We start from the raw sequence: 9,722 nt of genomic DNA, 5'->3' as shown, positions 1-9,722 counted from the left end.
GGCAGGGGCGGCAGGGGGCTGGGCACAGGAACGGGACGGACCGACGAACCGGGGCACTCCACCGCACCTCTGCCGTCGCCGCCACTACTGGGCGGTTCACATGGCCGCCCCTCAGGTGCCTCAGGTGACTGCCCTTCGGGCGACCGCTCGGGCCACCGCTCCTCGGACGGTGCGACGAGGGCTCCGCCCGCTCGGGGGGACGCCCCCGCTGCCGCCACGGCGCCTCCGGCAGCGGGGGCGTCCCGGACGGGAGTGCCCCCGGCAGCAGGAATGCTCCGCACTGCGGAGTCCCCGGCATCCGGGGCAGCGCAGGACTCGGCGGCAGCGGCGGCTTCGTCGTCGCCCGCAGTGACCTCGCCCTTGGGGCCGGGCCTCCGGCCGTCGGCTCGGGCGAGAGGCGTGACCGATCCGGTGGGGCCGGTCTCCTCGGTCAGGCGGTGGACGGGGATGCCGTGCCGGTGCGCGACCTCGCCGACGGCGGCACAGGTGCTGCCGTAGACCGACAGCCTGCCGCAGCCCTCGTCCACGACCTCCACGGGCGGCCTGCCGGAAGAAGCGCCGACCGCGTCGGCCTCGGCCGTGAGGAGGTGGGCGAGACGGGGCGCGGAGGGCGAACGGACGGCGACACGGGGCCGCAGCCGGGTGCGGGCGAATGCGGCGACCTCCTGATCGGCGACGAGCCTGCCCTGGTCGATGGTGACGACCTGGTGGCCGATCCGGGTGGCCTCGCGCGCGTCGCGCGAGGTGACGAGGACGGCACCGCCCTGTACCGCGAAACCACGCAGGAGGCCGTGCAGCCAGGCGGTCTCGCGCGGTGACAGCTCACGCGCGGGCTCGTCCAGGATCAGGGTGTGCGGGTCACCGAGGAGCGCCGCGGCGAGCCCGAGGCGGCGGTCCATGCCGCGGGAGAAGTCACCGATCCGCTGGTCCGCGAGGCCGGTGAGGCCCACGACCTCCAGCACCTCGTCGACGCGCTCCTCGGGCACGCCCGCCGCGGCGCTGAGCATGCGCAGGTGGTTCCTGGCCGTACGGGCGGGGTGGCCGGGCACGTCGCCGAGGAGCACCCCGATCTCCCGCGTCGGGTGGGCGACCCGGTCGAGCGGGCGGCCGCGGAACAGGGCGACGCCGCGCCCCGGATCGAGCCTGAGCATGAGCCGCAGGGTGCTGGTCTTGCCCGCCCCCTCGGCCCCGAGCAGGACGGTCACCCGCCCGGACCCGGCCTCGAAGGTGAGGTCGTCGACGACAGGGGGACGGTCACGGCGGGGGACGCTCGTCAGTCCGATGGCCTGGATCATGGCTTCTCCCGCTGGGCATGAGAACCTCGGCGGCACGGCACACGGCCTCCTCGCGCAACGGGCCGCTCCGAAGGAACGGCCCGCCCCAGGAGAAAACCGCACTGCACGCGGACCGTGAGGGACGTACCGCAGCACCGTAACCCAATATGACCGAATTACTCCGTAATGCAGATAGTCGGCCCGGTCGTGTCACGGGGCCTCCCCGGTCGTGTCACACGGTCCTGCGGAGAGCGCGCTCCCTCAGCCTCGTCTAGGCCTCGGGCCGCAACATCGGCGGATTGAGCAGCGTGGCCCCGCCTGCCCGGAAGAGCTGGGCCGGGCGGCCGCCCTGACGAGTCGTCGTCCCCCCGGTGGGCACCAGGAAGCCGGGGGTCCCGGTCACCTTGCGGTGGAAGTTGCGCGGGTCCAGGGCGACGCCCCACACCGCCTCGTACACCCGGCGCAGCTCGCCGACGGTGAACTCCGGCGGGCAGAAAGCCGTGGCCAGCGAGGAATACTCGATCTTCGAGCGTGCGCGCTCGACACCGTCCGCGAGGATGCGGGCGTGGTCGAAGGCGAGCGGGGCGGCCTGCTCCCCCTCACGGCCGTGGGCCACGTCCTGCTCCAGCAGATCCTCCACGGGCGCCCAGCGCACACTGTGCGCGTCGCCGCCCGGTCGCGGCGCGGGGAGGTCGGGAGCCAGCGCCAGGTGCGCCACGCTGACCACTCGCATGCGGGGGTCGCGCTTGGGGTCGCCGTAGGTGGCGAGCTGTTCGAGGTGGGCCGCGTTGAGGACCGCGGGCCCCGTCGGGTCGTGGGCGTGCAGGCCCGTCTCCTCCGCGAGCTCCCGGGCGGCGGCGGTCTCGAGATCCTCGTCACCGCGCACGAACCCGCCCGGCAGCGCCCAGCGGCCCTGGAACGGCGGCTCACCACGGCGGACGGCCAAGGCGCACAGCGCGTGACGGCGCACGGTGAGCACGACCAGGTCGACGGTGACAGCGAAGGGCGGAAAGGCCGACGGGTCGTAGGGCATGACGCGATCATAGTCGTCTGCTTGACGATAAACAGGGTCTTGAGGGCGGCCCACGTGCGCCCCCTCCGGCAGGCCCGTACGCATCGCCCTCACACCCCGAGCTGCAGACCGTCCGGGGCCTCCTCGACCATGCCGAGCCCCATCCTGCTGATCCGTACGGCGAACGGCTGCTCGGCGACGCGGAGTCCGGTGAAGCGCAGGGCACCGAGCGGCGCGGTACGCAGAGGACGGACCGCCACCGTCCCGGCGGGCACATCGGGCCGCACCCCGGCCAGCGACGTCAGCAGTTGCACCGCCCCCGCCGCAGCGACGGCGGCCGGGCGGCACGCCGCAGGATGTGGCAGGGGCACGCTGCCGGTGGTGCGCTGCTCCCCCACGTACATCTCCGGGAGGCGATGCCCGAAAGCCTCGGCGGCGTCGATCGCCCCGCACAGCAGCGCGCCCGCCTCCTTCTCGTACCCCGCGGCCGTCAGGCCGGAGACGGCCACGGCCGTCTCGTGGACGCGGACGGCTCCGCTGCGGTGGCCGAAGGGATTGTGGCCGTGCTCCTTGGCGCCCAGGCTGCGCAGCCCCCAGCCGGAGTCCAGAGCAGGGCCTCCGAGCAGGCGTGCCAGTTGCTCGGTCTGCACCTTGTCGAGGAGGCCGGGGGCGTGGGCTCCCGCCCCCAGCAGACCCGTGTCGAGCAGGTGCGCCGCGGCGGCGCCGAGATGAGGTATCGACTGTCCGTCGTGGGTGAGGGCCGCGACGGGCCGGCCTCCGCCCACGTCCTCCACCCAGAAGTCCTCACGGAACCGGCGGCGGAGCTCGGCGGCCCAGCTCCTCCAGTGCTCCGCCCCTGGGCGGCCGAAGGCATCCAGCAGGTCCGCGCCCAGGAGAGCCGCCCGGTGCGCGTGTGCCTGCACCTCGCAGCGGTACGGACCCTGGGGGTGGGGGTCCGCGAGATACCCGCCGCTCACGACCGCGCCGCCCAGCCACTCCAGGCACCGCTCGGCCACGGGCAGCAGCGCCTCCGTCTCCCGCTCGGGCAGCCCCCATCTCCGGGCTTCCGCGAGGACGGCCGGGAACAGCAGCGTCGCTTCGATGCCGGTGCACCCTGGCGGCAGATGGGCTCCCGAGTGGCGCAGCGCACCCGGAATCCGCCCGTGGTCCGGTCCGGGCCCGGTGAGCTGGGTGCGGGCGAGCGTGCGCAATGTGCCCGCCGCGAGCCGGACGCCCAGAGGCAGGGCCATCCGGGCCGCCCAGAGCCCTTCCGCGGGGGCGAGACCGCAGCGCCAGGGGACGCCCGCTGCGAGATGGGCGTCCCCCGGGTGGGCCGGATCGCGCAGGAGCAGGGAGCGGAGGTCGTCGAGGGCGGCGGCGAGCAGGGCCTCGGCACGTGGGTCGTCCCCTTCCGCCTGTGTGTCGCCCCAGGGGGCCGGGCCCGTGTGGCCGCGAGGGGCGGCGGCCTCGGGCACGCGCGCTCTGCCGGGCTGCTCCGGGAGTACCCGGAGCTCGATGCTCCGGGTACTCCCGGGGGTCAGGTCGACGTCCCAGCACAGCAGTCCGGCGGAGGCCAGGGCATCGTCGGGGGGAGGGTCGGCGGTGACCGCCGTCTGTGCGCCGGGGGCTGTCCACCTCAGCCCGGTCGCGTGCACGGCTGCCGGGATCTCGGCGCCTGTCTGGCCTGCCGCGGCCGCTCCCAGCTCGGCCAGGTCGGTGCCGAGCGACACCTCCACCCGAAGACGCAAGGGACGGACGGCGGTGCTGCGCAGGGCGATGCGCTCGGTGCCCTCTGCCGTGCGCAGCCGCTCGACGGTGACGGCGGGGTCGGGCCCCGCGTCGGCCGCCGTGCGGACCGTGCCCACGAAGCGTGCCCGGTCCGCGGCGAGCATGCGTCCCTGCACGGGAAGGGGTTCGGACCCGCCGACCCGTACCAGGCAGCGCGCGAGCAGTCGCCTGCCGCCGCGGTAGAACCCGTCGAGGCCCTGACCGGTCATCTGCCCGTGTTCACCGGAGATGGCCAGGGCGGGCAGCGCGACGCAGATCAGCGACGTGTGCACGGGCTGCGGGGCGTGTCCGTGCGGGACGCCGGGGCGCTGAGGCGGCGCGGGGCGGCGCGGCGACGGACCGTGCTGGCCATGCTGAGCCTGGGGGACGATGCCTTGCACGTGTCTGCACTCCCCTGCGGGTGTCACGGACTGGAATGTCGGACAGCTTCTGTGGCCATCCGGTTGAACGGCGCCGGGGCCGCCGAAGTCACGCTGTGGGGTCCGTGCCGCGTCCGCCCCCGGGGTCACTGGGGGCGCTCCTGGCGACTGCGAGCACCCTGCTGACCGTCCGTCCGCCGGGTACGCGCCCTTCCCTCAGGACCGCTCGGACCACCCGGCCGGACGTTCCCCGAGCGCCTGCTCGCCCCAGTCCTGCGTCGCGCCGCGGTGACCTCGCCGGAGGCGGCTCCGGCACCGCCGCCGCGGGCCTCTTCCTCGCTCCCGGCCACTGCCGTACGGAGCCTCTCGGCCGCTGCCGCGTTCCCCCGCGCCTCCTCCTCGGCCGCGGCCTGGCACAAGGCGCGGCCGGCCGACTGTCCCCGGAGGCAGCGGCGCAGAGGTTCCGGGTCGAGGCCCTCGTTGCAGGCACGGTGAAGGAGCTGGGCGAAGAGGTACTCGGGGTCGAGGCGCAGGGCACAGCCCAGGGCGACACGGGCCTCCAGCTTGTCGTCGGCGGACCAGGCGACCCAGCCGGCGAGAGCGACGGGGGCGGCGCCGTGCTCCGCATAGGGCGGTACGCAGCGGCGGGCGAGGGCGCGCCACAGCCGTAGTGCCGCCGGGGCTTCGGGGCCCTCCATCCACTCCGCCGCCCGGTCGCGGGTGACGCGGTCCTGGAGCCCGATGATGATCGTCGCGGCTTCCGGGGCGGTGAGGAGCGTGTCGTCACGCGCGTCGGCCTCCGCCCGTCCGCCGAGCGGCGGCGTGCTGTGGAAGCGGCTCATGGTCCGGCGCGCCAGTTCCAGCGTCTCCTCGCGCACCGCCTCGCAGTCGGCGCTGCGGAGGATGCGGGGCACGAGTGCCATCGCCGCGGAGTCCAGTGCCTCCTGCTGCTCTTCGGCGCGGGGGCCGGTGATCGGGGCGTAGCGGGCCTCCAGCTGACTGAGGGAGCCGCGCATCTCCATGCCCGCGTAGGTGGCGGCCGCCGCCATGACCGAGGTGCCGGGGAGTGCGAGGGGTGTACCTTCCCGAGGGCAGCAGCGGAGGTCGGGGCAGCAGTAGGACCAGAAGCGGCCGCCGGAGAGGCACAGGGCCTCGAAGACAGGCATGTCGCGGCGGCCGCACGCTTCGCGCAGCGACTGGGCGAGCGGCCGCAGCCGCTCCATCACCTCCTGCCCGGTCCCACCGGTCGCCGGGTCCTGGCAGAGGAACAGGACGACGCCGTCGGGGCGGGCTCCGCGCTTGTTGCTGCCGGTGAGGAGGGTCTCGGCGAGCTGGTCACCGATGTCGGCCCATTCCTCACGGGAGTGGGGGATGCCGAGCCTGAGCCTGCCTCCGAAGCGGCCGCGCTCGCCGTGGAGCGCGACCATGACGATGCTGTCGTCCGGGACGAACCCCAGCAAGTACGGAAGCGCGTCGGCCAGTTCGGCCGGGCTGCGGAGGGTGACCTCCTGCTCCGCGTGCGGGCCCGAAGGGGCGGACGCGGCGGTGAAGGAAGAGGAGGAGAACGGGCGGGACGGGTCGCTGTGCTTCGTCATGCCCCGAGAGTCCCGTGTTCCTGTCCGACCCCGCCACCCCTGTGGATAACTCTCTGTGGATAACCCCTCACATATTGTCGGGCCGATCCTGTGGACGGCGTTGTCCACAGGATCGGAGCCACGGTCGCGCGATGTCAGTGGCCTCGTGTTGCATGGGGGCATGACCAACTTGCATGGGGGCATGACCGGCGAGGACCTCCGCGCCGATGCCGACGCCGTCCTGGCCCGTCTCGTGGGGGACGCCACGGGCACCGCGAGACTGCGCGAGGACCAGTGGCGCGCGATCGAGGCGCTGGTCGCCCACCACCGGCGGGCGCTGGTCGTCCAGCGGACCGGCTGGGGCAAGTCGGCCGTGTACTTCGTGGCGACGGCGCTGCTGCGCCGTCGCGGCAGCGGCCCCACAGTGATCGTCTCGCCGCTCCTCGCCCTGATGCGCAATCAGGTGGATGCCGCTGCGCGCGCCGGCATCCACGCGCGCACGATCAACTCCGCCAACACCGAGGAATGGGAGACGATCCAGGCGGAGGTCACCGCGGGCCGTGTCGACATTCTCCTCGTGTCGCCCGAGCGCCTGAACAATCCCGACTTCCGGGACCAGGTCCTGCCCGAGCTCGCGGTGGCCACCGGGCTGCTGGTCGTCGACGAGGCGCACTGCATCTCCGACTGGGGCCATGACTTCCGGCCCGACTACCGGCGGCTGCGCACCATGCTGGCCGACCTGCCGCCCGACGTGCCGGTGCTCGCGACGACCGCCACGGCCAACGCGCGCGTCACCGCCGACGTCGCCGAGCAGCTGGGCACGGGCGAGACCTCGGAGAAGGCACTCGTCCTGCGTGGCCCGCTGGACCGGGAGAGCCTGAGCCTGGGCGTTCTACGGCTTCCCGACGCCGCGCACCGACTGGCCTGGCTCGCCGACCACCTCGACGAGCTCCCCGGGTCCGGCATCATCTACACCCTCACCGTCGCCGCCGCGGAGGAGGTGACCGCCTTCCTGCGCCACCGCGGTCACACCGTCGCCTCCTACACAGGAAAGACCGAGAACGCCGACCGGCAGCAGGCGGAGGACGACCTCCTCGCGAACCGGGTCAAGGCGCTCGTGGCCACCTCGGCGCTGGGCATGGGCTTCGACAAGCCGGATCTGGGCTTCGTCGTCCACCTCGGCTCCCCCTCCTCCCCCATCGCCTACTACCAGCAGGTGGGCCGGGCCGGGCGTGGCGTGGAGCACGCCGAGGTGCTCCTGCTCCCGGGCCGCGAGGACGAGGCCATCTGGAAGTACTTCGCCTCCCTCGCCTTCCCCTCCGAGGAGATGGTGCGCCGCACCCTGGACGTGCTGGCCGCGTCCGACGTCCCCATGTCGCTGCCCGCTCTGGAGCCCCGGGTGGAGCTGCGCCGCTCCCGCCTGGAGACCATGCTCAAGGTTCTCGACGTGGACGGGGCCGTCAAGCGGGTGAAGGGTGGCTGGGAGAGCACCGGGCAGCCCTGGACGTACGACTCCGAGCGCTACGCCTGGGTCGCGCGGCAGCGCGCCGCGGAGCAGCAGGCGATGCGGGACTACGTCACTACGACGGAGTGCCGGATGGAGTTCCTGCGCCACAGGCTCGACGACGAGCAGGCCACCCCGTGCGGCCGCTGCGACAACTGCGCCGGGCCCCGGTTCGCCGTCGAGGTGTCGGCGACCTCCCTCGACGCGTCCCGGGGCGAACTGGAGCGCCCGGGCGTGGAGATCGAACCGCGGCGGATGTGGCCGACGGGAATGGCCGCGGTCGGCGTGGACCTCAAGGGCCGTATCCCCGCTGGGGATCAGGCCTCGGTCGGCCGGGCACTCGGGCGGCTGTCCGACATCGGCTGGGGCAACCGGTTGCGGCCGCTCCTCGCCCCACAAGCCCCGGACGGCCCCGTTCCGGACGATGTGGTGGACGCCGTGGTGACCGTATTGGCCGACTGGGCGCGGGGACCGGGCGGTTGGGCCGATGGCGCTTCGGGCGCCGCCCGGCCGGTCGGTGTCGTCACCGTGGCATCGCGCACCCGGCCCAAGCTGATCCAGTCCTTGGGCGAGCGCATCGCCGCGATCGGCCGGATGCCGTTGCTGGGAGCGGTCGAGTACCGGGACGTGGGCATGGACACCCACCTCCCGCGTACCAACAGTGCCCAACGTCTCCGGGCGCTCGACGGGTCGCTGACCGTACCACCGTCGCTCGCCTCCGCCCTGGCCTCGGCGGGCGGCCCCGTCCTGCTCGTCGACGACCACTCCGAGACGGGCTGGACCCTGGCCGTGGCCGCGAAGCTGCTGCGCCGGGCAGGGGCGACGGAGGTGCTGCCACTCGTTCTCGCCGTACAGGGCTGAGCACGCGTGACAGGCTGGACGGCTGGGCAGGGATAGGGGCGCGCGGTGGGGGGGTAGTGGCGTCATTCGCTCGTTGCCGCGCTCCGGCGCGGACGGGAGAATCGGACCGGCTCCTGCACCCGCTCGTCCACGGCAGCCGGACTGCCGTGGCGGTGCGCGCCCTTGCCCGACGCCACACTCGCGCCCCGCCACGGGCACGCAGACGAAGGGGGGATCATGACCTTCGGCTTCGCTCCGCCGCCCGCCGCCTCCGGATCCCGGCTCGGCCGGTCGCTGGAGCCCGCCGAATGGGCCGCGGCCGGGATACCCCTGCTGCGCAACCCGCGCGAGTTGATCACCGGCCTGCACACACGCCATCTGCCGTCACCCATGACGGCGGTTGTCGCTGTGCTCGACCCCGACGACCGGCTCGTCGCGAGCGCGTCCTTCGCCCGCCGGTCGCCCACGGCCGACGGCTGGGAGCTCCGCAACGCGCTGCTCACGCAGTTGCGCCAGGTCATCCCGCACGACCTCCGGCGACGCACCCCGGTCCGCACGGCGGTGCTGCTCTACTGCCGGGAGGGCGAGGCCCATTGGACGGATGAGGACGGCGCCTGGATGTGGGGCCTGCGGGACGCCTGCACCCTGCACGGCCTGCGGTGCGGCGCCTACATCACCCTGACCGCGGACGGCTGGCGGATCCTCGGCGAAGGACGCAGCGGCCGGAGCCCGAGCTCGTCCTCGTACCGGGCGGTGACCTCCTTCGAGGTCGGCGGCGGCGTGGACGCGGCGGTGCCCCGCTCGGCGGTCGGCTGATCCGTCGGCCGCGGACGGCGGTCCGGCACGAACCCCGCGGTCACCGTCGCCCCGAGGGCCGGGTGACCGCTGGGCCCGTGCTTCAGACGCCCGCCGGGACGAGGGTGCCGACGCGCTGCGGGTCACCGCAGACGATCAGCAGCGCACCGGCGCGTTCCAGCGCCTTGGGAAGGACCCCGCCCACCACGGCGTCCGAACCGCCGTTGACGGCGACGACCACGACCTGACGACGCGCGACACGGCCCGCGTCGGCGCTCGCGTAGAAGACGTCGTCACAGGCGTCGTGCTGCGCCCAGTACGACGCCTCGCCGAAGGACAACTCGTGCGCCGCCCACGGGTGCTGCTCACCGGTGGTGAGGACGAGGATCTCGCCGGGCTCGCGACCGGTGTCGAGCAGCAGGTCGACGGCTTCGTCCGCGGCGTCCAGCGCGCCCTGCGGGGACGCCGGGATCACCTGGACCTGCGGACCGGCCGCGGGGACAGGGGCATCCGTCACCGCGGGGCGCGGAGCGCGCGGGGGCGGCGGAGCCGGGACGGGACGGTGGGCACCGGGAC

The 9,722-nt window shown here is 74.1% G+C and carries 7 protein-coding genes; 2 read left to right on the top strand and 5 right to left on the bottom strand.

The annotated features are described in order from the left end of the window. From K6I34_RS23750 to K6I34_RS23735, 4 genes are all read right to left on the bottom strand, one after another. A partial coding sequence (locus tag K6I34_RS23750; protein ID WP_229328368.1) for an ATP-binding cassette domain-containing protein occupies positions 1-1,295 on the bottom strand: 1,295 nt, incomplete at its 3' end. Between the two features lie 250 nt (positions 1,296-1,545). Beyond that, positions 1,546-2,307 (bottom strand): NUDIX domain-containing protein, encoded by a 762-nt coding sequence (locus K6I34_RS23745; protein ID WP_229328367.1) that lies wholly within the window; start codon positions 2,305-2,307, stop codon positions 1,546-1,548. A gap of 89 nt (positions 2,308-2,396) precedes the next feature. Then, entirely contained in the window at positions 2,397-4,283 is a 1,887-nt protein-coding gene (locus K6I34_RS23740) for a glycogen debranching N-terminal domain-containing protein (protein WP_229328371.1), read from the bottom strand. A gap of 296 nt (positions 4,284-4,579) precedes the next feature. Next, positions 4,580-6,028: a DUF4192 domain-containing protein gene (locus tag K6I34_RS23735; protein WP_229328366.1), complete on the bottom strand. Its 1,449-nt coding sequence runs from the start codon at positions 6,026-6,028 to the stop codon at positions 4,580-4,582. A 181-nt stretch (positions 6,029-6,209) separates the two neighbouring features. On the opposite strand from K6I34_RS23735, the gene K6I34_RS23730 reads away from it, so the two are divergent. Together K6I34_RS23730 and K6I34_RS23725 are read left to right on the top strand one after the other, a co-directional pair. After that, the gene (locus K6I34_RS23730) at positions 6,210-8,372 is read left to right on the top strand and encodes a RecQ family ATP-dependent DNA helicase (protein WP_229328370.1); all 2,163 of its coding nucleotides are present in this window, start codon (positions 6,210-6,212) and stop codon (positions 8,370-8,372) included. Positions 8,373-8,588: 216 nt separating this feature from the next. Next, a complete protein-coding gene (locus K6I34_RS23725) occupies positions 8,589-9,167 on the top strand; it encodes a hypothetical protein (RefSeq protein WP_229328365.1) in 579 nt (192 codons plus the stop codon). 82 nt (positions 9,168-9,249) lie between these two features. Here the strand turns inward: K6I34_RS23725 and K6I34_RS23720 are convergent. Continuing rightward, the coding region (locus K6I34_RS23720; protein WP_238489657.1) for a hypothetical protein at positions 9,250-9,722 on the bottom strand (473 nt) is incomplete at its 5' end.

This window comes from Streptomyces sp. UNOC14_S4, from assembly GCF_020740835.1.
Lineage (GTDB): Bacteria > Actinomycetota > Actinomycetes > Streptomycetales > Streptomycetaceae > Streptomyces.
This window is presented reverse-complemented; position numbering and strand designations above follow the sequence as displayed.